Here is a 24,618-nt window from a genome sequence, read left to right on the forward strand (position 1 = left end):
CCCGCATGAGCGACTCACTGGAACTCAGCCTGGACGGCGTAGAACGCCGCTCGCTGGCTGACTTCACCGAACAGGCCTACCTCAACTATTCCATGTACGTGATCATGGACCGCGCCTTGCCGCATATCGGCGACGGCTTGAAGCCGGTGCAGCGACGCATCGTCTACGCCATGAGCGAGTTGGGGCTTGATGCCGATGCCAAGCACAAGAAGTCGGCGCGTACCGTCGGTGACGTGCTCGGTAAGTTTCACCCCCACGGCGACTCGGCCTGCTACGAGGCCATGGTGCTGATGGCGCAGCCGTTCAGCTACCGCTACACCCTGGTCGACGGCCAGGGCAACTGGGGTGCGCCGGACGATCCGAAGTCGTTCGCCGCCATGCGTTACACCGAGGCGCGCTTGTCGCGCTACGCCGAAGTGCTGCTTAGCGAAGTCGGCCAGGGTACCGTCGACTGGGTGCCGAACTTTGACGGCACCCTGCAGGAGCCGGCCGTGCTGCCCGCGCGCCTGCCCAACATCCTGCTCAACGGCACCACCGGTATCGCCGTGGGCATGGCCACCGACGTACCGCCGCACAACCTGCGTGAAGTGGCCAGCGCCTGTGTGCGCCTGCTCGACGAGCCAAAGGCCACCATCGAGCAGTTGTGCGAGCACATTCAGGGGCCGGACTACCCGACAGAGGCCGAGATTGTCACGCCTCGGGCGGAAATCCTCAAAATGTACGAGAGCGGCCGTGGCTCGATCCGCATGCGTGCCGTGTACCGCGTCGAAGATGGCGATATCGTCGTCACCGCGCTGCCGCATCAGGTTTCCGGGGCCAAGGTGCTGGAGCAGATCGCCGCGCAGATGCAGGCCAAGAAGCTGCCGATGGTCGCCGACCTGCGTGACGAGTCGGACCACGAGAACCCGTGCCGTATCGTCATCATTCCGCGTTCCAACCGCGTGGATGCCGACGAGCTGATGCAGCACCTGTTCGCCACCACCGACCTGGAAAGCAGCTACCGGGTGAACGTGAACATCATCGGCCTCGACGGTCGGCCGCAGTTGAAGAACCTGCGTGCCATCCTGTTGGAGTGGCTGGAGTTCCGTACCAACACGGTTCGCCGCCGCTTGCAGCACCGCCTGGACAAGGTCGAGAAGCGTCTGCACCTGTTGGACGGTTTGCTCACCGCGTTCCTCAACCTGGATGAAGTGATCCATATCATCCGTACCGAAGAGCACCCCAAGCAGGCGCTGATCGAGCGCTTTGAGCTGACCGAGATTCAGGCTGACTACATCCTCGAGACCCGCCTGCGACAGCTGGCACGCCTTGAAGAGATGAAGATCCGCGGCGAGCAGGACGAGCTGCTGAAGGAGCAAGCCAAGCTGCAGGCCTTGCTGGGTAGCGAGGCCAAACTGCGCAAGCTGGTGCGTAGCGAACTGATCAAGGATGCCGAAACCTACGGCGACGACCGCCGCTCGCCGATTGTCGAGCGCGCCGAAGCCAAGGCACTGTCTGAAAACGAACTGATGCCGACCGAGCCGGTTACCGTGGTGCTGTCCGAGAAGGGCTGGGTGCGTTGTGCCAAAGGCCACGATATCGACGCTACCGGCCTTTCCTACAAGGCTGGCGACGGTTTCAAGGCCGCTGCGGCCGGGCGCTCCAACCAGTTTGCCGTGCTGATCGACTCCACCGGCCGCAGCTACTCGCTGGCCGCTCACAGCCTGCCATCGGCGCGTGGCCAGGGCGAGCCGTTGACGGGCCGCCTGACGCCGCCACCGGGGGCGACCTTCGAATGCGTGCTGCTGCCTGATGACGATGCACTTTATGTGGTGGCATCGGATGCCGGTTACGGCTTTGTGGTCAAGGGCGAAGACCTGCAGGCCAAGAACAAGGCCGGCAAGGGCTTGCTCAGCCTGCCCAACGGCGCCAAGGTCATGACCCCGCGCCCGGTGGCCGACCGCGAGCAGGACTGGCTGGCGGCAGTCACCACCGAGGGCCGCTTGTTGGTATTCAAGGTCAGCGACTTGCCGCAGCTGGGTAAAGGCAAGGGCAACAAGATCATTGGCGTGCCGGGCGACCGGGTGGCCAGCCGTGAAGAATTTGTCACCGATCTGGCCGTGATTCCCGAAGGTGCAACACTTGTATTGCAAGCCGGCAAGCGTACCCTATCTCTGAAAGCGGACGACCTGGAGCATTACAAGGGCGAGCGCGGACGGCGGGGCAGCAAGCTGCCACGCGGCTTCCAGCGCGTCGATGGGTTGCAGGTGGAAGTACCGGCTTAACCGGTAGAAATGTCTGGAACGGCAATTTCAGCGCCGTTCCGGGCAGAAATGCTGGAGTCGGACGGTTATTTCGCGGATGATATGGCCCTTGCGGTGCCGACGTAGTCGTGTGCCCGTTTGAATCTATATGTATCACTGCGGTGTGCCTGAAGGCGACCGCCTGGATGGGATGATGAAATTTCTGCGCCTTCCATTTGCGCTGTTGATGACTGGCCTGCTGGGCCTTGGCGGGTGCACCATGCATCAGCCGGTTGCCCTGTACCAGCTCGACAGTGGTGATCCTGGCCAGCCTTCGCAAAGTGCAGGCATGGCCGTGGTACTCGGCCCGGTATCGGTTGCCGATTACTTGCAGCGCGAGACGTTCCTGCAACGTCAAGCCGATGGCAGCCTGAGCGCAGCGACCGACGGTCGCTGGGCGGGCAGCCTTTCGTCGGATATCGACCAACTGCTGGTGCGTCAGCTTGCCTGGCGCCTGGACAGCCAGCGTGTGGTGTTGGCTCCGGCAACCGCTGGTTTCAGCCCGGATGTACAAGTGCTGTTGTCGATCACCCGCCTGGACTCGGGTAAAGACCAGCCGGCCATTCTCGATGCCCAATGGCGTCTGCTGGACCGCCGTGGCCATGTGCGTGACAACCGCATCATTCACCTTGAGCAGCCGCACGAGGGTAGCGAGTCGTCGCAGGTGCAGGCCCAGGGCCAACTGCTGCAGAAGCTGGCTGAGCAGCTGAGCACGGCGGTGAAGCCATTGGCCAACCAGCCGGCAATTGCCGAAGAGTCGCCTAAAAAGCCCGCAGCGCCGGTGCAAGTGAAGAAGGCGCCGGAGAAGTCCAAGATCCCGATGGCTTCGCCGATTCGTACCGATATGGAAGTCTATCGGTTCTGATTGAACTGCCAGCCACAAAAAAGCCCGCGATGATGCGGGCTTTTTTGTGGCTGCAGGCTAGAGGCGGACTTTGTGGGAGCGGGCGTGCCCGCTCCCACAGGGGTAACTATCAGGCCCTGCGCTCGTGCATCCGCGCCAACTGCCGTTCCAGCATCGACGGGTAAGGCTCCATCAGGCGCTCCACGCAGCAGGCACCCTCAGGGCTGGCAATCGGGCGAATACGCGCACGCTGGCGAATCAGCGCGTCATCGCTGATTTGCCGCTCCACCAGCAACAGGTTGCGGCTGTGCTGCGACAGCGCCAAGGCATCCTGGGCCTTTTCGGCCATGAGCAGGTCCACCATCTCCAGCCCTTGCAGGTCGTTGCCCAAGGCCAGGCCCAGCTGTAGCTGCAGGGTGATGCCGCTGTCGGCCACTTCAATCTGCAGGGCGTGGCCCAGGGCGCGCAACAGCTCGCCGCAGCAGATGGCATTGGTCAGGTAGTCTTCGCCGCACTCGCGGCTGTGGAACAGCACCAGGGTGCTGCCATCGTTCAGCGTGTGGGTTTCACCGTCGTAGAGCGAAGCCGCGTGCTCCAGGCAATCGCGGTAGCGTTCGGTCAGCTCGGTGAGGCGTGTGCGTGGCAAGCGGCGCAACTGCTCCTGCGAGCCCAGTTGCACGGCAAGTACGGCGCTGTACTGCGGTTCGTCAGACTCAACCACTGCAGCGGCCTTGGGCGCACTGTCGTCGTCCAGCAGGCCGGCGAAGGCATCGTCGTCATCCTCGTCTTCCACCGCGGCAACCTTGGCGCGTGGTGCGGCCTTGGGGGGCGGTGAAGCCTCGTGCAGGTCGTCGTATTGCGCGTCGTCCTCTTCCTCCAGCTCGGGCTCTGGCGGTGGCGGCGGGGCCAGGCGCGCATGCAGCTGGCGGGCGATATCGCCGATCTCGTCCTGACGGTCGGTGGCCGGGGTGTAGGGTTGCGGGTCGCGCAGCCATACCCGCAACTGCAGCAGCGGCAGGGTAATGAAACGGCCCTGGCGCAGGCTCAGGGTCAAGGCGAGCACCAGCAGGATAGCGGCAAGGATGCCCATGCTCTGCAGGCTGATCAGCATCGGCTGCTGGAACTGGCTCATGTCCAGGCTTATGCGCAGTTGCCCGGCAGTGACGTCCTGGAAGGTGATCTTGGTCTGGTACAAGCCCTCGGCCTCACCCAGCAGGCTGTTGCGCGGGCGCTGGCCGGCTTCGGCGAGGATGCGGTTGTCCACACTGTAGATCGCCGCATGGGCCACCAGTGGGTTTTTAACCAGGTTACCCAGCAGCACGTTGAGGCTGAGGATGTCGTTTGACACCAGCAGCTCGGTTGCCGACGTGGCCGTCTGGGTGGTCAGGCTCTGGCCCAGGGCATCGGCCTGCTCATGCATGGCCTGCTTGAACTGCAGGCCCATGACGCAGGCATAGATCACCAGCGCCAGCGCCACCAGGAAGATGTTGGTGCAGGCGATCCGCAGTGCCAGCGGCACGCGACGTTGACTCAGGGCACGATAGATCATCAGGAAGAAGTTGTCTGGTTTGACGGGCGTGGGCCGGTTCACTGAGCTCGGCTCTTAATGGCATGAAAGTGGGGGGAGTATAGCGACCCGGGTTTTGTCGGCAAAGTATCGTTGGCGCCCGATGGTCACGGAAAATCGGTAGAATGCGCATTTTTCATCGAAGTCGGAGCCAGGTTGTGCGCGAAATCGTCCTGATCAACATCACCGGTGAGGACCGTCCCGGTCTCACTGCGGCTATCACCGGCGTCCTGCTGCAGGGCGGTGTGAGCATCCTCGACATCGGCCTGGCGGTCATGCACGGCACCTTGTCGTTCGGCATTCTGGTCGATATCCCGGACAACGAAGTGGCTACCGCGCTGCTGCAAAGCGTGCAGGCCAAGGCTCACGAGCTGAATTTGCAGGCCCGCTACACGCCGATTTCCGAGGCAGACTACCAGCACTGGGCCGACGGCCAGGGTGAAGCGCGCCACATCGTGACCCTGCTCAGCCGCAAGATCACCCCCGAGCAATTGCAGCGTGTGAGTGCGGTGATCAGCCAGTACGGCCTGACCATCGAGCGCATCGAACGCCTGTCGGCCCGGGTAGCGCTGGACGCCGAAACCGAAAAGGGCAAGGCGGCCATCGAGATTTCCGTGCGCGGCGTGCCGAGCGACGCCCAGGCCCTGCGGGCTGACTTCTTCGCCCTGGCTGAAGCGCTGAGCGTCGACATCGCCTTCCAGAAGGACGACCTGTTCCGTCGCAACCGCCGTCTGGCGGTGTTCGACATGGACTCCACACTGATCGAGGCCGAAGTCATCGATGAGTTGGCCAAGGCGGCCGGCGTGGGTGAGCAGGTGGCGGCCATCACCGAGCGTGCCATGCGCGGCGAACTGGACTTCCGCGCCAGCTTCAAGGAGCGTATGGCGCTGCTCAAGGGCCTGGATGTGGGCGTGCTGGACGAAATCGGGGCTTCGCTGCGCCTGACCGAGGGCGCCGAAAACCTGTTCGCCGAACTCAAGCGCCTGGGTTACAAGACTGCGATTTTGTCAGGTGGCTTTACCTACTTTGCCCGCCAGGTGCAGGCGCGACTGGGTATCGACTACGTATTCGCGAACGAACTGGAAGTGGTCGACGGCAAGGTGACCGGCGTGGCGGTCGAGCCGATCGTCGATGCCCAGCGCAAGGCCGAGCTGCTGCAGAAGCTGGCCAGTGAAGAAGGTTTGCAGCTGGAGCAGACCATTGCCGTGGGTGACGGTGCCAACGACCTGCCGATGCTGTCGCTGGCCGGGTTGGGCGTAGCGTTTCGCGCCAAGCCGCTGGTGCGCCAGTCGGCCAAGCAGGCCATTTCTACCCTGGGGCTGGATGGTGTGCTGTACCTGCTGGGCCTGCGCGACCGCGACGCCCGCGGCTGACCTGGCAGTCTGGGGCTGCAAAGCCCCAATAAAAAGGCCCTGCTCATGCAGGGCCTTTTCATGCGGCTTGAATCAAGCCTGTGCAGGCTCTGCCAACAGTTGTCCCATGCGCACTGCGGAACCAGCGCCCAGGTTTTCAGCCCATTTCACCTGCTCTGGTCCGAACAGCACGATGGCGGTCGAGCCCAGCTTGAAGCGGCCCAGCTCGGCACCTTTCTCCAGGTGGATCGGCGCACGACTGGTTTCGTCGTAACGGAAAGTCTTCAGTTCACGCTTGGGTGGCGTCACCAGCCCGGCCCACACGGTCTCGATCGAGGCCACGATCATTGCACCCACCAACACCACGGCCATCGGCCCGCGTTCGGTGTCGAACAGGCAGACCACGCGCTCGTTGCGGGCGAACAGCTCGGGAACGTTCTCTGCGGTGGTCTGGTTGACCGAGAACAGGCGGCCCGGCACGTAGACCATTTCGCGCAGGGTCCCTGCCAGCGGCATGTGCACGCGGTGGTAATCCTTGGGCGACAGGTAGATGGTGGCGAACTCGCCGCCCATGAACGGCGCGGCCATGGCCGGATCGCCGCCCAGCAGCTCTTGCGCGCTGAAACCGTGGCCCTTGGCTTGGAAGATGCGACCGTGCTCAATCGGGCCGAGCTGGCTCACAGCACCGTCGGCCGGGCACAGGATGGCACCTGGCGTTTCGTCCAGCGGGCGCGCACCCGGTTTCAGGGCGCGGGTGAAGAACGCATTGAAGTGCTCGTAGGCGCTCAAGTCCTCGACCAGGGCTTCGGACATGTTGACCTGGTAGCGCTTGGCGAACCAGGCGGTGAAGGCGTTCTTGAACCAGCGCGCGCGGCACTCGGCAACGCAGCCGGCCAACCGCGACAGCAGGTGGTGCGGCAGCAGGTACTGGCTGATGATGAACAGACGGGATTTCATGCAGGTTCCTTAAACTTCTACAGGCGTGTCCGGGTGGTTGCCCCATTCGCTCCACGAGCCGGCATAGGCCTTGACGCGTGGATAGCCGAGGGCCTTGGCCACCAGATAAGTGAAACCGGAGCGGCGATGGGTCTGGCAGTGGGTGATCACTTCCTTGTCAGCGGTGATGCCCAACTGCTCGAGGACTTCTTTGATGTCCTTGCGAATGCGCAGGTGGTCGTTGAGATCCATGCCGGCGGTCCACTCGAAGTTGATCGCGCCGGGGATATGGCCACCCTTGGCAGCCAGCACTTTCTCGCCGTTGAATTCCTGCGGGCCGCGCGCGTCCCAGATGACCAGGTCATTGGCGCCCAGGCGGCTTTGCAGGTACTCGCGGGTGGCGGTGGGCGCGTTGTCGATACGCAGGTGCACCGGAGTGTTGCCGTTGGCGGGCACTTCGGTGGTCAGCTTGTCTGCTGGCCAGGCCTGGATGCCGCCATTGAGGTAGTGGTAATGCTTATGGCCGATCACGTCGAGCAGCCAGATGAAACGCCCGGCCCAGCCGCCGCCTTCATCGTCATACACCACATACACGGCGTCGTTGCGGTGGCCGAGTTCGCTGAACAGTTTTTCCAGGTCACCCAGCGCAGGCAGCAGGCCGGGCGCAGGAGGCTGGCCAAGCTGGGTACGCTTGCCTTCGACAAAGCGTGCGCCGGGGATGTGCCCGCTGACATAGCGGTTGGCGCTGCTCAAGTCGACCAGTATCAGCTGGGGCGAATCCAGGCGTGGCAGCAGGTCCGCGGCTTCGATCACCAGGGGCAGGCCGGAAAAGTCAGTCATCCACGGTCTCCAGTGTGGAAAGAGGGGCGATTGTAGCGCAAGGCTCAGCCCTTGCGGTTGGCAAACACCGACAGCGCCCGCTCGGTACATTGCGCGGTCTTGCCGAAGGCCTGCACGCTGATGTCGGCCAAAGGCCGGCAGCCTTGGTCGGCCACCATCAGCATCAGCACCTGGTCGTTCACCGCCAGCGAGCGTAGCAGCACATGCTCGCTGCGGAACAGTGCACGCAGGGGCGCGGGTAACAGTGCCGAGAACTGGGTGTGGTTTTCCGGGGTGATGCGCAATTGCCCTGCCTGGGCCAGCAGCTTTTGCAGCAGTTTGTTCTGCGACACTTGGAGGGCCATGGTGCCAGCCTCCTTGGGCAGACCGGCAAGTTGCTGCACGCGCAGGTAGTCGCTGGCTTTGTCCAGGCTCAGCAGCAGGATGCGTTGCATGCCGCAGGCCTGCAGGGCTTCGAGGGCCTGGGTGGCCAAGTGTACGGTGTTGGTGAACGGGCTAGGCTGGGCCAGCAGGTGCTGGCACAGCTTGCGCCAGCGTGCCAGGTCGTCGCTGCTGGGCGGTGGCGGGGCGAGCATGTCCGGGTGCGGGCGGCGCTGGTGCCAGGGCCAGATCAACGCCTCTGCCGGGTGGAACAACGCGTGCCGGGCGTGGCGGCGGGCACTGGCGGCGGCCTGTTGGTGCACTTGCTGCTGCACATCTTCCAGCGAGGTTTGCAGGTACAGCGCAGTCAGTAGCTGCCAGCGCAGCAGGTGCGGGTTGTCCCAGCCAACTTGCGCGGCCAGGGCCAGGTTGTTGGCCAGCAGCACGGTGTTGGCCGGTTGGTTGAACCAGCGGCGCAGGCCGGGCTCGGCGTCCAGGCGGTGTTGCTGGCTGAGCAGGTCTTCGTCGCGGGCGATACTCAGCACCTGAGCCAGTTGCTCGCGCTCTTCCAGCAGCAGGCGGTAACCTTGGGTTACCCACTGCGGCAGGCGCCAGTACTCGGCCATGGTCTGGCACAGCGCCATGATCCGTACGCCAAACAGTTCTTCCTCCACATGGGCGGCGTCTTCGCCCTTGTGGATAACCCGTAGCTCCCAGGTGTCGAGCAGTTTGGGGTAGGCCAACGCCAGCGGCCAGAGTGGCGACAGGAACAGCAGGCTGCCCCAGTGAATCTCCTGCCACAGCCGTGCCAGGCGGCTGGCGAACAGGCCGCTGGCTTGTTGCGAGGCGTGCTGGCTGATCAGCTGGAACTGGCTGAGTACGGGCGGGATTTCTTCAACGGGCACCGAGGGCAGGCGCTTGAGCAGTTGTTCACTGCGCTCCAGGCCCAGGCGATTAAGGGCGACTTCCAGGCTTTCGGCAGGCTCTGCCTGGCTGGCATTGGTGGGGTGATTGGCTTCGCGCATCACCGACAGCACCAGTGCCGGGCTATCCTGCATCAGTTCGGCGATATCGCGCAGCGAGCGGCGGCTATCGTGGATGGCAGCCATGACCCGGTCGTAGCTGTGCTTCGGCACGGGGATGCGAACACTCTCTAGCAGCTTTACCCAGGCCTCTAGCGTACGTGGGGCCTGAGCGGGCACCTTGGTTTCAATTGGCATTTTGACATCAGTCCGAACTGGCTTTTCGCATTGAGTGGCTATAGTCTGGCGCAGTTCTGCCGATAAGTAGAAGAAGAGTTTTAAAGCTCCCGTCTCTTCCCCTGACCACGACAGCAAGTGCTTTGAACCTATGGCTAAAATTATCGGCATCATCGTCGTATTCGCGAGCGTGCTCGGCGGGTACGTGCTCTCCCACGGCAAGATCGCGGCGCTGATCCAGCCGTTCGAAGTACTGATCATTGGCGGAGCGGCCTTTGGTGCATTCCTGCAGGCCAACCCTGGCCACATGACCATGCACGTCATCAAGAAGTCGATGAAGATGTTCGGCTCGCGCTTCACCCACGCCTACTACCTGGAGGTGCTGGGCCTGGTGTACGAGATCCTCAACAAGAGCCGTCGCGAAGGCATGATGGCCATCGAGGCCGACATCGAGGACGCAGCAGCCAGCCCGATTTTCGCCAAGTACCCGACGGTGCTGGCCGACGAGCGCATGACCGCGTTCGTCTGCGACTACCTGCGCATCATGTCCACCGGCAACATGGCCCCGCACGAGCTGGAAGGCCTGTTCGACATGGAGCTGCTGAGCATGAAGGAAGAGCTGGAGCACCCGTCCCATGCGGTGACCGGTATCGCCGACGGCATGCCTGGCTTCGGTATCGTCGCGGCAGTACTGGGGATCGTGGTGACCATGGCCTCGCTGGGCGAGGGTGACCAGGCGGCTATCGGCATGCACGTAGGTGCGGCATTGGTCGGTACCTTCTTCGGGATTCTGGCGGCGTACGGCTTCTTTGGCCCGTTGGCCAAGTGCCTGGAGCACGATGCCAAGGAAGAGCTGAACCTTTACGAATCGATCAAGGCTTCGCTGGTTGCCTCGGCCTCGGGCATGCCACCTTCGCTGGCGGTCGAGTTCGGGCGCAAGGTGCTGTACCCCAAGCACCGCCCAAGCTTCTCCGAGCTGGAACAAGCGGTTCGCGGTCGCTGAGTCATGGAGAACAATCAGCCCATCATCGTCAAGCGCGTCAAGCGCTTTGGCGGCGGCCACCACGGTGGCGCCTGGAAAATCGCCTTTGCCGACTTTGCTACGGCAATGATGGCGTTCTTCCTTGTGCTGTGGTTGATGTCCACGGCCACGCCGGAGCAGAAGATCGCCATCGCCGGCTACTTCAAGGACCCGATCGGCTTTTCGGAAAGCGGCACGCCTTATGTCATCGACCTGGGTGGTTCGCCTGAGCTGGCACCGGAAAAAACCATCAATCCGGAAGCCAAATCCGAGCCGATGCCCGAAACCACGACCCAGCTGAACAAAGACCAGGTCGAGACCATGGCCGAGCAGGTCGAGCGTGAGCGCCTGGAGTTACTGCTGCAAGAGCTGCAGAACAAGGTGGAAGAGAACCCGCAACTGCAGAAGTTCAAGGACCAGATCCTGTCCGAGATCACCCAGGATGGCCTGCGCATCCAGATCATGGATGCCGAGAATCGGCCGATGTTCGACATCGGCAGCGCGCGCCTGCAGCCGTACTTCGAAGATATCCTGCTGGCCATGGCCGACACCATCAAGGCGGTGCCGAACAAGATCAGCATCAGCGGCCATACCGATGCCAAGCCGTATGCCGGCACTGGCGAATTCGGCAACTGGGAGCTGTCGGCCAACCGTGCCAACGCCGCACGCCGTGCGCTGGTGGCCGGTGGTTACCCGGACGGGCAGGTGGCGCGGGTGGTGGGCTACGCTTCGTCGTCGCTGTTCGACCGCAAGGACCCGTTCAACCCGGTCAACCGCCGCATCGACATCATCGTGCTGACCAAGAAGGCACAGCGCAATATCGAGGGTGAGCAGGGTGAGCCGGAAGCGCCGTCTGCCGAGCCTGCGCCACCGGCCAGCGGTGCTGCGCCAGGGGCTGCGGCGCCGGCTGCACCAGGGGCAGCTGAACAAGCGCCAATGCAGCCGCGTGAGCTGCGCCAAAAGCTGAACATCTTTGAAGATGGCACGCTGAAGATGGATGAGGCCAAAGAGCAGTGAGCCTGCTCGGCCCTTCCGGGCGCGGCGCAAGGCCGCGCCTGCAACTCAATGGCTGTCTTGTGACAGGCTGGCAATGATCGAGCGGTAGCTGTTCATGCGCTGCGGCTTGATGCGCCCTTCGTCCAGTGCCTTGAGCAGCGCACAGCCCGGTTCGCGGTCATGCTTGCAGTCGCGGAAGCGGCAGGTGCCGAACAGGTCGCGGAACTCGATGAAGCCATCTTCCACATCGTCGCGGCTGACATGGCCAAGGCCGAACTCGCGGATGCCCGGCGAGTCGATCAGGTCGCCGCCGTTAGGGAAGTGGTACAGCCGTGCCGTGGTAGTGGTGTGGGTGCCCTGGCCAGACCATTCCGACAGGTCGCCGACACGGGTGCCGGCGTCTGGGAGCAGGCTGTTGACCAGCGACGACTTGCCCACGCCCGACTGGCCGACGAATACGCTGATGTGGCCGTCGAGCTGCTGTTGCAGGCGCTGCATGCCGTCACCGTGGTGTGCCGATACCTCCAGTAGCGGGTAGCCCAGTTCGCGGTAAACCTCCAGCAACGCATGCAGGCCAGGGCCGTTCTCGTCGTTGATCAGGTCGGCCTTGTTCAGCAGCAGCAGCGGGCGCAGCCCCGCGTGCTCGGCAGCGACCAGGTAGCGGTCAATCAGGTTCGGGTGGGGCTCCGGGGCCGGGGCGAACACGATCACGATCAGGTCGACGTTGGCTGCCACAGGCTTCAGCTGCCCGTGATTGTTCGGCCGGCACAGCTCGGTGCTGCGCGGCATCTGCGCCACGATCACGCCAATGCCCTGGTTGCCCGCACGCCATACCACGCGGTCGCCGGTGACCAGTGCTGGCAGGTTGGCGCGCAGGTGGCAGCGGAACACCTGGCCTGCGGATTCGCCGTCCTGGGCTTCCACCTCTACCTGCACGCCGAAGTGCGCGATCACCAGGCCCAGTTGCTCAGGCCCCAGATCGCCGCCTTCCAGTTCTTGCAGCACGTGCTGCTCGCGTTTGGCGGCGCGAGCGGCGCGCTCGCCCTGGATTTTTTCGATCCGCCAGTTCTGGCGGCGATTGAGCTGGCGTTTGGCCATGAAGGTACCGTGAGAGAGGCCCGGCGAGGGGCATTGAAAACGGCAGGCAGTTTAGCACGCCAGGCGTTGGACTTTTCCGCTTACCTTTGTGCAGTGAATGGGCGCGCCCTGGCCACTAGGCTACTATGACGGCCTATACGAGGAGCCCCTGCATGCAAAACCCACAGAACCTGATCTGGATCGACCTGGAAATGACCGGCCTGGATCCGGACAGCGACGTCATCATAGAGATGGCCACCATCGTCACCGACAGTGAGCTGAACACCCTGGCCGAAGGGCCGGTGATCGCTATCCACCACAGTGACGAAGTGCTGGCGCGCATGGACGAATGGAACACCCGCACCCACGGTGCTTCGGGCCTGACCCAGCGCGTGCGCGAGAGCAAGGTCAGCATGGCTGAAGCCGAGGCGCATACCATCGCCTTCCTCGAACAGTGGGTGCCCAAGGGCAAGTCGCCCATCTGCGGCAACAGCATCTGCCAAGACCGCCGCTTCCTCTATCGCCACATGCGCAACCTGGAAAACTACTTCCACTACCGCAACCTGGATGTCTCCACCCTGAAGGAGCTGGCCGCGCGCTGGGCGCCGAATGTGCGTGACAGCTTCAAGAAGGGCAACACCCACCTCGCGCTCGACGACATTCGCGAATCGATCGCCGAGCTGCGCCACTACCGCGAACACTTCATCAAGGTGTGAGCTGAAACGGCGCAGATATTGTATCTGCGCCCCCTTTTGGTGCTTCGAGCAACTGGTTAGACTGCGCGCCTTTCTCGCACGGACACGCACCATGTTGTTGATGCTCTACCTCATCGCCATCACTGCCGAAGCCATGACTGGCGCGCTGTCTGCCGGGCGCCGCGGCATGGACTGGTTCGGCGTGGTGCTGATCGCCTGCGTCACCGCCCTGGGTGGCGGCTCGGTGCGCGACGTGCTGCTCGGGCATTACCCGCTGACCTGGGTGAAACACCCGGAATACCTGGTGCTGACCAGCTTCGCGGCGCTGCTGACCATCTTCATTGCGCCGATGATGCGCCGCCTGCGCTCGCTGTTTCTGGTGCTCGATGCACTGGGGCTGGTGGCCTTTACCCTGATTGGCTGCATGACCGCGCTGGAGATGGGGCAGGGCATGCTGGTGGCGTCGATCAGCGGGGTGATCACCGGGGTGTTTGGCGGCATCTTGCGGGATATCTTCTGTAACGACATCCCGCTGGTGTTCCGGCGCGAGCTCTATGCCAGCGTGTCGTTCGCGGCGGCGTGGTTCTACCTGGGGTGTGTGTATTTCAAGGTGCCGGCAGAGCAGGCGATGCTGCTGACGTTATTTGGCGGGTTCCTGGTGCGCTTGCTGGCGATTCGTTTCCACTGGGAAATGCCCAAGTTTCACTATAACGACCAGCAGTGAATTCGTGGGCCGCACAGCGGCCCCAGCTATTGAATACCGTGCCGGGCGAGCGCCCACTCCACATGCTCGCGCACCAGCTCCGATTCATCGTCACGCCGTGCCTTCAGCGCCTCGATCACTGGAATGGTGGATGGCGCATTGCCCAACCCCACCGCCAGGTTGCGCAAGAACCGCTCATACCCCGCCCGCCGCAACGGCCCGCCCTCGGTCTTGCGCAGGAAGGTGCGCTCATCCCACAGGAACATTTCCGCCAGCTCGGCATTTTCCAGCCCATGCCGTGGCTGGAAGTCCTGCTCCTGGCTGTGTTTGGCAAAGCGGTTCCATGGGCAGACGATCTGGCAATCGTCGCAACCGAACACTCGGTTGCCCATCTTCGCGCGCAGCTCGACAGGGATCGCGCCCCTCAGTTCGATGGTCAGGTATGAAATGCAGCGCCGCGCATCCAGCACATAGGGCCCGACGAAGGCCTGGGTCGGGCAGATGTCCAGGCAGGCCTGGCAGCGGCCGCAGTGTTCGCTGGTGGTGGCTTCGTCCACCGGTATTGGCAGGTCGACAAACAGCTCGGCGAGGAAGAAGTAGCTGCCTGCCTTGCGGTTGAGCAGCAGGGTATTCTTGCCGATCCAGCCCAGGCCGGCCTGTTCGGCCAGGGCCTTTTCCAGCACCGGGGCGCTGTCGACGAAAGCGCGGTAACCGAACGGGCCGACGGCCTCCTGGATGCGGTCGGCCAGGAACTGCACGCGCTTGCGCACCAGTTTGTGATAGTCCCGGCCCAGCGCATAGCGCGAGATGTAGGCTTTTTCAGGCTGTGCCAGGCGCTGTGCCATCTGTGTGTCGCCGGACAGGTAGTCCATGCGCAGCGACACCACGCGCACGGTACCGGGGATCAGCTGATCGGGGTGCGATCGCTTGCTCCCATGTGCGCCCAGGTACTCCATCTCGCCCTGGTAGCCAGCATCGAGCCAGCGTTGCAGGTGGTGTTCGTGTTCGCCAAGGTCGACCCCGGCGATGCCAACGTGGGCAAAACCGAGTTCTTGGCCCCAAATCTTGATCGATTGGGCCAGTTGGGCGAGGTCAGGCGTACAGACGGACATGGATGGGCAAGGCAATACGGGTTCAGGTGCGTATAATTCTGCCAGACATTGGAGCCTTTGACCCCATGCCGCAGACTAAACACCCCAGCCATGCCCCTCAACTGCTCAGCAGCGTGACCGTCACGCACCTGGCGGCCCGGCATGCGCATGCCCATAAGGGCGACTTTGGCCATGTCCTGGTGGTCGGCGGTGACCTTGGCACCGGCGGCGCCGTGCTGCTCAGCGCCGAAGCCGCGCTGCGGTGCGGTGCCGGGCTGGTCAGCGTGGCAACCCGGCCCGAACATGTCTCGGCCAGCCTGGCGCGTTTGCCCGAGGTAATGTGCCTGGGCGTCAGTTCGGCCAATCAGTTGATGGGTGTGCTGGAGCGAGCCTCGGTGCTGGTGGTCGGCCCGGGGTTGGGGCAGGCGGCATGGGGCCGCAGCTTGCTGTCGGCGGTGGCCAATGCCGAGCGGCCGCAGGTGTGGGACGCCGATGCCCTGAATTTGCTGGCACGTACCCCACTGGCCCTGCCCAGTGGCAGCATCCTCACCCCGCACCCGGGCGAGGCGGCGCGGTTGCTGGGCATTTCCACCGAGGCGGTGCAGGCCGACCGCCCGGGTGCTGCGCGCAAGCTGGCGCGACGGTATAACAGCGTCTGCGTGCTGAAAGGGGCCGGTACCCTGGTGGCCGACCCTGCCGGGCAGTTGATGCTGTGCGAGCGTGGCCATCCGGCCATGGCCGGTGCCGGCTTTGGCGATGTGCTGACCGGTGTGCTGTCGGCGTTGCTGGCCCAGGGCCTGGACGCCTGGCAGGCCGCCGGGCTGGGGGTGTGGCTGCACGCCTGTGCGGGCGAGCGGCTGGGTGTAAAAGGTAGAGGCCTGGCGGCCAGTGATCTGGCGCCGGTCATTCGAACGTTGTTGGAGGAGCATTCTGCGTGTCTGGCATAACCCTGTTTCTGGCCGATGAAGACGCCACGGTCAAATTTGGCGCAGCACTGGCCGAGGTGACCGGCGGTCGCGGCGTGATCTTTCTTGAAGGCGACCTGGGCGCTGGCAAGACTACGCTTTCCCGAGGGCTGATCCGCGGCCTGGGCCATACGGGGGCAGTGAAAAGCCCGACCTTCACCGTGGTCGAACCCTACGAGATCGGTGAGGTCCGAGCATTCCACTTCGACCTGTATCGCCTGGTCGATCCGGAGGAGCTGGAGTTCATGGGGATTCGTGACTATTTCGAGGGCGACCCGCTGTGCCTGTTCGAGTGGCCACAAAAGGGTGCGGGCGTTTTGCCAAAGCCTGACCTGACCATTACCATAAGCCCCCAAGCGGGCGGACGCTCGCTGATCCTTTCGCCGCAGGGGGCTCGCGGCGAGGCCTGGTGCGTGGCACTGGCCAAACACTATAAACAGTAAGTGGGGTAGGTATGCGCATACGCGCACTGGTCGCCATCGTTGGTCTGCTGCTGACAACGGTGACCGTTGACGCTCTGGCCGTCACTCAAGTCAAGAGCGTGCGCCTGTGGCGCGCGCCAGACAACACGCGGCTGGTCTTCGACCTGTCTGGCCCCGTGCAGCACAGCGTCTTCACCCTGAGCGCGCCGGACCGCCTGGTTATCGACATCAATGGTGCGACCCTGGCCGCGCCGTTGAACGTGGCCACCTCCAACACGCCGATCAGCAGCGTGCGTTCGGCCCAGCGTACCCCGACCGACCTGCGCGTGGTGGTCGACCTGAAAAAGTCGGTCACCCCGAAAAGCTTCACCCTGGCGCCGAATGCCCAGTACGGCAACCGCCTGGTGGTCGACCTGTACGACCAGGAAGCCGACGCCATTGCGGCCAGCGCGCCGCCTCCGGCCCCGGCGCCGGTGCAGACGCCTGCGACCACGCCTGCCGTGCCGGTAAGCCCGGCCCAGCCCGCCATCAAGCTGCCACCGGTACCGAGCGGCAAGCGTGACATCGTGGTGGCCATCGACGCCGGCCACGGCGGCGAAGACCCGGGGGCCTCCGGCTCGCGCGGCCAGCACGAAAAAGACATCGTGCTGCAGATCGCCAAAGAGCTGCAGCGCCAGATCAACAGCGAAAAAGGCTTCCGTGCCGAGCTGACCCGCACTGGCGACTACTTCATTCCGCTGCGCAAGCGCACGGAAATCGCCCGCAAGAAGGGCGCCGACCTGTTCATCTCGATCCATGCCGACGCGGCACCGTCACGCGCCGCCTTTGGTGCCTCGGTGTTCGCCCTGTCTGACCGTGGCGCTACCTCCGAGACCGCGCGCTGGCTGGCCGATACGGAAAACCGTTCCGACCTGATCGGGGGGGCCGGTAACGTCAGCCTGGATGACAAGGACCGCATGCTCGCTGGCGTGCTGCTGGACCTGTCGATGACCGCCACCCTCAGTTCCAGCCTCAACGTGGGGCAGAAGGTGCTGGGCAACATGGGCCGCGTCACCTCGCTGCACAAACAGCGCGTGGAACAGGCCGGCTTCATGGTGCTGAAATCGCCGGACATTCCATCGATTCTCGTTGAAACCGGTTTTATCTCGAACAACAACGAAGCCGCCAAGCTGGCCACCGCCAGCCACCAGCAGGCGTTGGCCCGCTCGATCCACACCGGTGTGCGCCAGTATTTCCAGCAAAACCCGCCGCCTGGCACTTATATCGCCTGGCTGCGTGACACCGGCAAGATTGCCGCCGGCCCGCGTGAGCACACGGTACGCCCTGGCGAAACCCTGGCGATGCTCGCCGTGCGCTACCAGGTGAGCGTGGCCAGCCTGCGCAGCACCAACAGCCTCAAGACCGATGAGCTGAAGGTCGGCCAGCGCCTCGACATCCCTGCTACTACATTGGCCTCGCAATGAGTGGCGGTTCGCGCATTCAGCTGCTCAGCCCGCGGCTGGCCAACCAGATTGCCGCTGGCGAGGTTGTCGAGCGGCCGGCCTCGGTCGCCAAGGAACTGCTGGAAAACAGCCTGGACTCCGGTGCCCGACGCATAGACGTGGAAGTGGAGCAGGGCGGCGTCAAGCTGCTGAAGGTGCGCGACGATGGCAGCGGCATTTCTGCCGATGACCTGCCGCTGGCCCTGGCCCGCCATGCCACCAGCAAGATCCGCGAGCTGGAAGACCTCGAAGGGGTGTTGAGCCTGGGTTTCCGTGGCGAGGCGCTGGCTTCGATCAGCTCCGTGGCGCGGCTGACCCTGACGTCGCGTACCGCCAGCGCTACCGAGGCCTGGCAGGTGGAAACCGAAGGCCGTGACATGCTCCCGCGCGTACAGCCGGCGGCGCATCCGGTGGGAACTTCGGTGGAAGTGCGCGACCTGTTCTTCAATACCCCGGCGCGGCGCAAGTTCCTCAAGGCCGAGAAAACCGAATTCGATCACTTGCAGGAAGTGATCCGCAGGCTGGCGCTGGCACGTTTCGATGTCGGCTTCCACCTGCGGCATAACGGCAAGAGCATCCTCAGCCTGCATGAGGCTCACGACGAAACAGCGCGTGCCCGGCGGGTAGGTGCCATCTGCGGCCCGGGCTTCATGGAGCAGGCGCTGCCGATCGACGTCGAGCGCAACGGCCTGCGCCTGTGGGGCTGGGTCGGCCTGCCGACCTTCTCGCGCAGCCAGGCAGACTTGCAATACTTCTTCGTCAATGGCCGCGCAGTGCGTGACAAGCTGGTCGCCCACGCCGTGCGCCAGGCCTACCGCGACGTGCTGTTCAATGGCCGGCACCCGACCTTCGTGCTGTTCCTGGAGTTGGAGCCCAACGGCGTCGACGTCAACGTGCACCCGACCAAGCACGAAGTGCGCTTCCGCGAAGGGCGTTCGGTGCATGATTTCCTGTATGGCACCCTGCACCGTGCCCTGGCCGATGTGCGCCCGGAAGACCAGCTGGCCGCGCCTGCCGCCGTGCCTGAGGTGGTCCGTCCCACTGGCCCGCAGGCCGGTGAGTTCGGCCCGCAGGGCGAAATGCGCCTGGCTTCGCCGGTGCTTGAGCAGCCTCGTGCCCCGCAGCAGTCGTTCTCCAATGGCGGCAGTGGTGCGGGCTACCAGTATCAGTACACCCCACGCCCCTCACAGCCGGTGCCGGCTGCCGAAGCGCAGGCGGTGTATCGCGAGTTTTACAAGCCGTTGGAAAACGGTGCGGCGCCGGCAACGGCCCTTCCCGAAAGCCAGGGTGACATTCCCCCGCTGGGCTACGCGCTGGCGCAGCTCAAGGGCATCTACATCCTCGCTGAGAACGCCGTTGGCCTGGTGCTGGTGGACATGCACGCCGCCCACGAGCGCATCATGTACGAGCGCCTGAAGGTGGCCATGGCCAGCGAAGGCCTGAGCGGGCAACCGCTGCTGGTGCCTGAAACCCTGGCCCTGAGCCAGCGCGAAGCGGACTGCGCCGAAGAACACGCGCAGTGGTTCCAGCGCCTGGGCTTCGAGCTTCAGCGCTTGGGCCCGGAGACCCTGGCGATCCGCCAGATCCCGGCCTTGCTCAAGCAGGCGCAGGCCAACCGGCTGGTGCAGGATGTGCTCGCCGACCTGATGGAGTACGGCACCAGCGACCGTATCCAGGCGCACCTCAACGAACTGCTCGGCACCATGGCCTGCCACGGCGCCGTGCGCGCCAACCGGCGCCTGGCCATTCCCGAGATGAACGCCCTGCTGCGCGACATGGAAAACACCGAGCGCAGCGGCCAGTGCAACCATGGCCGTCCCACATGGACCCAGATGGGCCTGGACGACCTGGACAAACTCTTCCTGCGCGGTCGATGAAATGAGCGGCAAGCCCCCTGCAATATTCCTGATGGGCCCTACGGCGGCCGGCAAGACCGACCTGGCTATCGAGCTGACCCAAGTGCTGCCTTGCGAGCTGATCAGCGTCGATTCGGCGCTGGTCTATCGCGGTATGGACATCGGCTCGGCTAAACCGCCGAAAGAAATCCTCGCTGCCCACCCGCACCGGCTGATCGACATCCGCGACCCGGCCGAGAGCTATTCGGCCGCGCAGTTCCGTGCTGACGCCCTGGAGGCCATGGCCGAGATCACTGCACGCGGCAAGATACCGCTGCTGGTGGGCGGCACCATGCTCTACTACAAGGCGTTGATCGATGGCTTGGCAGACATGCCGGCGGCAGACGCTGCCGTGCGCGCCGAGCTGGAGGCTCAGGCCGAAGCGCTGGGCCTGGCCGAGTTGCACCGCCAGCTGGCCGAGGTTGACCCGGTGTCAGCGGCGCGCATCCACCCCAATGACCCGCAGCGACTGATCCGGGCGCTGGAAGTGTACCGGGTGAGTGGCGAGAGCATGACGGCTCATCGCCAACGTCAATTCGCGGAAAGTCGCGGCGCAGACGCAGGCGCTGACGGACATTTGCCCTATACTGTCGCCAGTTTGGCGATTGCTCCTACAGATCGTCACATTTTGCATCAGCGAATTGCGTTACGATTTTCGCAGATGCTGGAACAGGGCTTCGTTGACGAGGTCCGATCGCTGCGAGCCAGAAGTGACTTGCACGCCGGGCTGCCGTCTATACGGGCAGTGGGGTATCGGCAGGTCTGGGATTACCTGGATGGCAAGCTGACTGAGAATGAGATGCGTGAACGCGGTATCATTGCAACCAGGCAGCTGGCCAAGCGGCAGTTCACCTGGTTGCGTGGCTGGCCTGACGTACACTGGCTTGACAGCCTGGCCTGCGACAATCTGTCCCGCACCTTGAAATACCTTGGGGCCATCTCCATATTGAGCTGAGTCCCTGCTGATTGCCGTCTATTCTTGCGAAGGGGCGGCCTAATTTATCGATTTTATTGATTTTCTATTATTTATCCTTACAGGAGTGCGGCATATGTCAAAAGGGCATTCGCTACAAGACCCTTACTTGAACACCTTGAGAAAAGAAAAGGTCCCGGTATCCATCTACCTGGTCAACGGCATCAAGCTGCAGGGCTCGATCGAATCCTTCGACCAGTTCGTGGTACTGCTGAAAAACACCGTCAGCCAGATGGTCTACAAGCACGCCATTTCGACTGTCGTGCCTGCCCGTCCGGTTCGCCTGCCAAGCCCGTCCGATTCCGAACACGGCGACAGCGAGCCAGGCAACGCCTGATAGGAGCCTGCATTGTTCTTTGAGCGCCACGGTGGTGGTGAGCGGGCATTGCTCGTTCACTTGGAAGGTCAGAACCCTGAGGCGCGCGAAGACCCGCAGGAGTTTCAGGAGTTGGCATTGTCGGCCGGTGCCGACATCGTCTCGTTGGTCACGGTGTCAAGGCATCAGCCTTCCGCCAAATACCTGATTGGCAGTGGCAAGGTCGAGGAATTGCACGACCTGGTCCATGCCGAGCAGGTAGACCTGGTGATTTTCAATCACACCCTCACGCCCAGTCAGGAGCGCAACCTTGAACGTGTGTTCGAGTGTCGTGTGCTCGACCGTACCGGGCTGATCCTCGATATCTTCGCCCAACGGGCGCGTACCCATGAAGGCAAGCTGCAGGTCGAACTGGCCCAGCTGGAGCACATGAGCACGCGGCTGGTGCGCGGCTGGACCCACCTTGAGCGACAAAAGGGTGGTATCGGCCTGCGCGGCCCGGGTGAAACCCAGCTGGAAACCGACCGCCGCCTGTTGCGGGTGCGCATACGCCAGATCAAGTCACGCCTGGAAAAGGTACGCAGCCAGCGCGAGCAGGCGCGCCGTGGGCGCAAGCGCGCAGACATCCCGTCGGTGTCGCTGGTGGGTTACACCAACGCCGGCAAGTCCACGCTGTTCAACGCCCTGACCGAATCCGAGGTGTACGCCGCAGACCAGTTGTTCGCCACGCTCGACCCGACCTTGCGCCGGCTTGAGCTGAACGACCTGGGGCCGATCGTGCTGGCCGACACCGTGGGCTTCATTCGCCACCTGCCGCACAAGCTGGTCGAGGCATTTCGGGCTACGCTCGAAGAGTCGAGCAACTCCGACCTGTTGCTGCATGTGATCGACGCCCATGAGCCTGAGCGCATGGAACAGATCGAGCAGGTGCTGGCTGTGTTGGGCGAGATTGGTGCCGAAGGCTTGCCGATCCTCGAGGTGTATAACAAACTCGACTTGCTCGAAGATGTCGAGCCGCAGATCCAGCGCAACGCCGATGGCAAGCCGGAACGGGTCTGGGTATCGGCACGCGATGGGCGTGGCCTGGAGCTGGTCGGCCAGGCAATTGCCGAGTTGCTGGGGGATGATCTGTTTGTCGGTACCCTGTGCCTGGAGCAGCGTTTTGCCCGTTTGCGCGCGCAATTCTTTGCCTTGGGTGCCGTGCAGAGTGAAGAGCATGATGAAGAGGGGCGCAGCCTGCTGAGCGTGCGACTGCCCATGGTCGAACTGAATCGCCTGGTCAGCCGCGAAGGCATGGAGCCGCAAGTGTTTGTCGAGCAACACACTTTGCAATAAATGCTCGTCGAGGTCGCCGGGCAGCAGTGACAGGCATTCTGTAGCATTGGACGGCGCGCCGTGGGCGCGTCTTTGCTTTATCAGATGGAGAGCGCTATGGCTTGGAACGAGCCGGGTGGCAACTCGAACAATCAGGATCCCTGGGGCGGCCGCCGTGGTGGCGGTGGCGGTGGTGGTGACAAGAAAGGTCCGCCGGATCTGGACGAGGCCTTCCGCAAATTGCAGGACAGCCTGAATGGCATGTTCGGCAGTGGCAAGAAACGTGGCGGCGGTGACCGCAATGTCGGCAAGGGCGGTGGCCTTGGCCTGCTGGGCATTGGCTTGGCGGTGCTGGCTGCCATCTGGCTGTACAGCGCCGTGTACGTGGTCGACGAGCAGGAGCAGGCTGTGGTGCTGCGCTTCGGCAAGTACTATGAGACGGTCGGTCCCGGCCTGAACATCTACTTCCCGCCGATCGATCGCAAGTACATGGAAAACGTCACGCGTGAGCGTGCCTACACCAAGCAGGGCCAGATGCTGACCGAAGACGAGAACATCGTCGAGGTTCCGCTGACCGTCCAGTACAAGATCAGCAACCTGCAGGACTTCGTGCTCAACGTCGACCAGCCTGAGGTAAGCCTGCAGCACGCGACCGACAGTGCCCTGCGCCACGTGGTGGGTTCCACCTCGATGGATCAGGTGCTCACCGAAGGCCGTGAGCAGATGGCCGTGGATATCCGCGAGCGCCTGCAGCGCTTCCTCGACAACTACCGTACCGGTATCACCGTCACCCAGGTCAACGTACAGAGCGCGGCGGCCCCGCGTGAAGTGCAGGAAGCCTTCGACGACGTGATCCGTGCCCGCGAAGACGAGCAGCGTGCCCGCAACCAGGCCGAGTCCTACGCCAATGGCGTGGTGCCGGAAGCCCGTGGTCAGGCCCAGCGCATCATCGAGGACGCCAACGGTTACCGCGACGAAGTCATTGCCCGGGCCAAGGGTGAGGCCGACCGCTTCACCAAGCTGGTCGCCGAGTACCACAAGGCACCTGACGTGACCCGTCAGCGTCTGTACCTGGAGACCATGCAAGAGGTCTACAGCAATTCGAGCAAGGTCATGGTGGCGACCAAGGACGGGCAGAACAACCTGCTCTACCTGCCACTGGACAAGATGGTCGAAGGCAGCCGCAACCCGTCCGCGCCAACCACCAGCGTGTCGCCATCGGTCAACGATGCGGCCGCCCGTGCGGCGCAGGACCTGCAACAGCAACAGCAGCCGCTGCGTACTAGGGAGAGCCGCTGATGAGCAATAGATCGCTGATCGCCCTGATCGCCGCCGTGGTTCTCGCCATCGTGGCCTGGAACAGCTTCTACATCGTGTCCCAGACCGAGCGTGCGGTACTGCTGCGCTTCGGTAAGGTGGTCCAGGCAGATGTTCAGCCGGGCCTGCACGTGAAGATCCCGTACGTGAACCAGGTGCGCAAGTTCGACGCCCGCCTCATGACCCTCGACGCCCCGACCCAGCGGTTCCTGACCCTGGAGAAGAAAGCGGTGATGGTCGACGCCTACGCCAAGTGGCGCGTCAAGGATGCGGAGCGCTTCTACACCGCCACGTCCGGCATGAAGCAGATCGCCGACGAGCGTCTGTCGCGTCGTCTGGAAAGCGGCCTGCGCGACCAGTTCGGTAAACGTACCCTGCACGAGGTGGTTTCCGGTGAGCGTGACGCACTGATGGCTGACATCACTGCATCATTGAACCGCATGGCCAACAAGGAGCTGGGCATTGAAGTGGTCGACGTGCGCGTCAAGGCCATCGACCTGCCGAAGGAAGTCAACCGCAGCGTGTTCGACCGCATGAGCACAGAGCGTGAGCGTGAAGCGCGCGAGCACCGTGCCAAGGGTAACGAGCTGGCTGAAGGTATTCGTGCCGACGCCGACCGTCAGCGCCGTGTGCTGCTGGCCGAGGCCTACCGCGAAGCAGAAGAAACCCGTGGTGACGGCGACGCTCAGGCGGCCGCCATCTATGCCAAGGCCTACAGCCAGGACGCTGATTTCTATGCGTTCCACCGTAGCCTGCAGGCATACCGCGAGAGCTTCTCGAGCAAGAGCGACGTGCTGGTCCTGGACCCGAAGAACGAATTCTTCCGTTACCTGGACAAGAGCAAGCCGTGATGCTCAGGCCCTGATTTTCATGCAGCGGCGCCCCGCCTGGCAGCTAAAACACCAGGCGGGGTGCATCCTGAATGAAAAGGGGTGTATGATGAGGCAGCCGGGAAATTTCCCGGCTTTTTTG

22 protein-coding genes are annotated in these 24,618 nt (G+C 63.5%); 16 read left to right on the plus strand and 6 right to left on the minus strand.

Annotation, left to right across the window (positions count from 1 at the left end; all coding sequences use genetic code 11):
* Positions 1-5: 5 nt before the first annotated feature.
* Together parC and B9A31_RS03120 are read left to right on the plus strand one after the other, a co-directional pair.
* Positions 6-2,264, plus strand: a complete 2,259-nt coding sequence (gene parC, locus B9A31_RS03115) for a DNA topoisomerase IV subunit A (RefSeq protein WP_084296650.1) — start codon at positions 6-8, stop codon at positions 2,262-2,264.
* A gap of 172 nt (positions 2,265-2,436) precedes the next feature.
* Positions 2,437-3,147 (plus strand): PqiC family protein, encoded by a 711-nt coding sequence (locus B9A31_RS03120; protein ID WP_025752408.1) that lies wholly within the window; start codon positions 2,437-2,439, stop codon positions 3,145-3,147.
* A gap of 109 nt (positions 3,148-3,256) precedes the next feature.
* Here the strand turns inward: B9A31_RS03120 and B9A31_RS03125 are convergent, their stop codons facing one another.
* On the minus strand, positions 3,257-4,717 hold the full coding sequence (locus B9A31_RS03125; protein ID WP_019097699.1) for an AhpA/YtjB family protein: 1,461 nt from the start codon (positions 4,715-4,717) through the stop codon (positions 3,257-3,259).
* 134 nt (positions 4,718-4,851) lie between these two features.
* On the opposite strand from B9A31_RS03125, the gene serB reads away from it, so the two are divergent.
* Positions 4,852-6,066 (plus strand): phosphoserine phosphatase SerB, encoded by a 1,215-nt coding sequence (serB, locus tag B9A31_RS03130; RefSeq protein ID WP_019097700.1) that lies wholly within the window; start codon positions 4,852-4,854, stop codon positions 6,064-6,066.
* A gap of 72 nt (positions 6,067-6,138) precedes the next feature.
* Here the strand turns inward: serB and asd are convergent, their stop codons facing one another.
* The 3 genes from asd to B9A31_RS03145 are packed head-to-tail and all read right to left on the minus strand — an operon-like array spanning position 6,139 to position 9,401.
* Positions 6,139-7,002, minus strand: coding sequence for an archaetidylserine decarboxylase (gene asd / locus B9A31_RS03135; RefSeq protein WP_019097701.1), 864 nt, complete (start codon positions 7,000-7,002; stop codon positions 6,139-6,141).
* A 9-nt stretch (positions 7,003-7,011) separates the two neighbouring features.
* Positions 7,012-7,821 carry a rhodanese-like domain-containing protein gene (locus tag B9A31_RS03140; RefSeq protein WP_019097702.1) on the minus strand — a complete coding sequence of 270 codons (810 nt, stop codon included), beginning with the start codon at positions 7,819-7,821 and terminating at the stop codon, positions 7,012-7,014.
* A 44-nt stretch (positions 7,822-7,865) separates the two neighbouring features.
* The gene (locus tag B9A31_RS03145) at positions 7,866-9,401 is read right to left on the minus strand and encodes an HDOD domain-containing protein (RefSeq protein ID WP_084296651.1); all 1,536 of its coding nucleotides are present in this window, start codon (positions 9,399-9,401) and stop codon (positions 7,866-7,868) included.
* A gap of 130 nt (positions 9,402-9,531) precedes the next feature.
* On the opposite strand from B9A31_RS03145, the gene motA reads away from it, so the two are divergent.
* Together motA and motB are read left to right on the plus strand one after the other, a co-directional pair.
* On the plus strand, positions 9,532-10,383 hold the full coding sequence (gene motA / locus B9A31_RS03150; RefSeq protein ID WP_016712329.1) for a flagellar motor stator protein MotA: 852 nt from the start codon (positions 9,532-9,534) through the stop codon (positions 10,381-10,383).
* A 3-nt stretch (positions 10,384-10,386) separates the two neighbouring features.
* Positions 10,387-11,418, plus strand: a complete 1,032-nt coding sequence (gene motB, locus B9A31_RS03155; protein ID WP_084296652.1) for a flagellar motor protein MotB — start codon at positions 10,387-10,389, stop codon at positions 11,416-11,418.
* A gap of 45 nt (positions 11,419-11,463) precedes the next feature.
* On the opposite strand, the gene rsgA is transcribed toward motB, so the two are convergent.
* The gene (gene rsgA, locus B9A31_RS03160) at positions 11,464-12,495 is read right to left on the minus strand and encodes a small ribosomal subunit biogenesis GTPase RsgA (RefSeq protein WP_019098047.1); all 1,032 of its coding nucleotides are present in this window, start codon (positions 12,493-12,495) and stop codon (positions 11,464-11,466) included.
* 152 nt (positions 12,496-12,647) lie between these two features.
* Here rsgA and orn point away from each other — a divergent pair, with 152 nt between their 5' ends.
* Together orn and B9A31_RS03170 are read left to right on the plus strand one after the other, a co-directional pair.
* Positions 12,648-13,190 (plus strand): oligoribonuclease, encoded by a 543-nt coding sequence (gene orn, locus B9A31_RS03165; protein ID WP_084296653.1) that lies wholly within the window; start codon positions 12,648-12,650, stop codon positions 13,188-13,190.
* Between the two features lie 91 nt (positions 13,191-13,281).
* A complete protein-coding gene (locus B9A31_RS03170; RefSeq protein ID WP_003249516.1) occupies positions 13,282-13,893 on the plus strand; it encodes a trimeric intracellular cation channel family protein in 612 nt (203 codons plus the stop codon).
* A 26-nt stretch (positions 13,894-13,919) separates the two neighbouring features.
* On the opposite strand, the gene queG is transcribed toward B9A31_RS03170, so the two are convergent.
* The gene (gene queG, locus B9A31_RS03175; RefSeq protein WP_025752417.1) at positions 13,920-14,984 is read right to left on the minus strand and encodes a tRNA epoxyqueuosine(34) reductase QueG; all 1,065 of its coding nucleotides are present in this window, start codon (positions 14,982-14,984) and stop codon (positions 13,920-13,922) included.
* Between the two features lie 65 nt (positions 14,985-15,049).
* On the opposite strand from queG, the gene B9A31_RS03180 reads away from it, so the two are divergent.
* From B9A31_RS03180 to hflC, 9 genes are all read left to right on the plus strand, one after another.
* Complete coding sequence (locus B9A31_RS03180) at positions 15,050-15,910, plus strand: NAD(P)H-hydrate dehydratase (protein ID WP_025752418.1); 861 nt, start codon at positions 15,050-15,052, stop codon at positions 15,908-15,910.
* On the plus strand, positions 15,898-16,371 hold the full coding sequence (tsaE, locus tag B9A31_RS03185) for a tRNA (adenosine(37)-N6)-threonylcarbamoyltransferase complex ATPase subunit type 1 TsaE (RefSeq protein WP_016712323.1): 474 nt from the start codon (positions 15,898-15,900) through the stop codon (positions 16,369-16,371). The genes B9A31_RS03180 and tsaE overlap by 13 nt, the downstream gene beginning before the upstream one ends.
* Positions 16,372-16,382: 11 nt before the next feature.
* Positions 16,383-17,813: an N-acetylmuramoyl-L-alanine amidase gene (locus B9A31_RS03190; RefSeq protein ID WP_016712322.1), complete on the plus strand. Its 1,431-nt coding sequence runs from the start codon at positions 16,383-16,385 to the stop codon at positions 17,811-17,813.
* A complete protein-coding gene (gene mutL / locus B9A31_RS03195; protein ID WP_019097354.1) occupies positions 17,810-19,708 on the plus strand; it encodes a DNA mismatch repair endonuclease MutL in 1,899 nt (632 codons plus the stop codon). Before B9A31_RS03190 ends, mutL begins: the two co-directional genes overlap by 4 nt.
* 1 nt (position 19,709) lies before the next feature.
* A complete protein-coding gene (miaA, locus tag B9A31_RS03200; RefSeq protein ID WP_019097353.1) occupies positions 19,710-20,681 on the plus strand; it encodes a tRNA (adenosine(37)-N6)-dimethylallyltransferase MiaA in 972 nt (323 codons plus the stop codon).
* Positions 20,682-20,775: 94 nt separating this feature from the next.
* The gene (gene hfq, locus B9A31_RS03205) at positions 20,776-21,036 is read left to right on the plus strand and encodes an RNA chaperone Hfq (protein ID WP_003258160.1); all 261 of its coding nucleotides are present in this window, start codon (positions 20,776-20,778) and stop codon (positions 21,034-21,036) included.
* 12 nt (positions 21,037-21,048) lie between these two features.
* Positions 21,049-22,350 (plus strand): ribosome rescue GTPase HflX, encoded by a 1,302-nt coding sequence (gene hflX / locus B9A31_RS03210; protein WP_016712319.1) that lies wholly within the window; start codon positions 21,049-21,051, stop codon positions 22,348-22,350.
* Between the two features lie 96 nt (positions 22,351-22,446).
* A complete protein-coding gene (gene hflK / locus B9A31_RS03215; RefSeq protein WP_016712318.1) occupies positions 22,447-23,628 on the plus strand; it encodes an FtsH protease activity modulator HflK in 1,182 nt (393 codons plus the stop codon).
* Positions 23,628-24,497, plus strand: coding sequence for a protease modulator HflC (hflC, locus tag B9A31_RS03220; RefSeq protein WP_012274454.1), 870 nt, complete (start codon positions 23,628-23,630; stop codon positions 24,495-24,497). Before hflK ends, hflC begins: the two co-directional genes overlap by 1 nt.
* The last annotated feature ends 121 nt before the right edge of the window (positions 24,498-24,618 follow it).

Origin of the sequence: Pseudomonas sp. URIL14HWK12:I5, assembly GCF_900176445.1 — a bacterium.
In the GTDB taxonomy this organism is placed as follows: Bacteria; Pseudomonadota; Gammaproteobacteria; order Pseudomonadales; family Pseudomonadaceae; genus Aquipseudomonas; species Aquipseudomonas monteilii.